At 63.8% G+C, this 660-nt stretch carries 1 protein-coding gene; it reads left to right on the top strand.

Annotation, left to right across the window (positions count from 1 at the left end):
* Positions 1–47: 47 nt before the first annotated feature.
* A partial coding sequence (locus tag BST12_RS29175; RefSeq protein WP_079037164.1) for a Fic/DOC family protein occupies positions 48–660 on the top strand: 613 nt, incomplete at its 3' end.

The following is a 660-nucleotide window of genomic DNA, read 5'->3' as shown; positions in this document are numbered from 1 at the left end:
GGGTGAGCGCGTCCGCCGCCGGTACAACATCCAGTAACCGGGGTGGAGTGCCGCATCCATGGGACACCGGCGATCACGAACGGAATTGGCAGGGCTACTTCATCCCCGCTATGTCCGTCTTGAGGAACCGGGTCGGCGCTCGAACGCATGCCGAACTGCGTGATGCCGAGAACGACCTCGTTGAGGCCCGGGTGATCGAACTCCGCGAGGATCCCAATCTGCTGGGCGACCGCACAGATCTCGCATACCTGCGGGCGATTCACCGCCAGCTGTTCCAGGACATTTACGTCTGGGCGGGAGATCTGCGGACAGTCGGCATCGAGAAGGAGGACGAGTCTTTCTGCGCGCCGGGCGGCATCAGTCGGCCCATGGAGCATGTGGCTGCGGAGATCTACCAGCTCGACCGGCTCAGAGCGGTCGGCGAAGGTGATCTCGCTGGCCAGGTCGCATACCGGTACGACTACGTGAACTATGCCCACCCGTTCCGCGAGGGCAACGGCCGCTCGACCCGCGAGTTCTTCGATCTCCTGTTGTCCGAACGCGGTTCTGGCCTCGACTGGGGGAAGACCGACCTGGAAGAGTTGCACGGCGCTTGTCACGTGGCGCGCGCCAACTCTGATCTCACGGGCCTGGTCGCGATGTTCAAGGGGATCCTCGACG

The organism is Mycobacterium angelicum, from assembly GCF_002086155.1.
Lineage (GTDB): Bacteria > Actinomycetota > Actinomycetes > Mycobacteriales > Mycobacteriaceae > Mycobacterium > Mycobacterium angelicum.
Note: the sequence above shows the minus strand (reverse complement) of the source record. Positions and strands in the feature narration are given on the sequence as shown.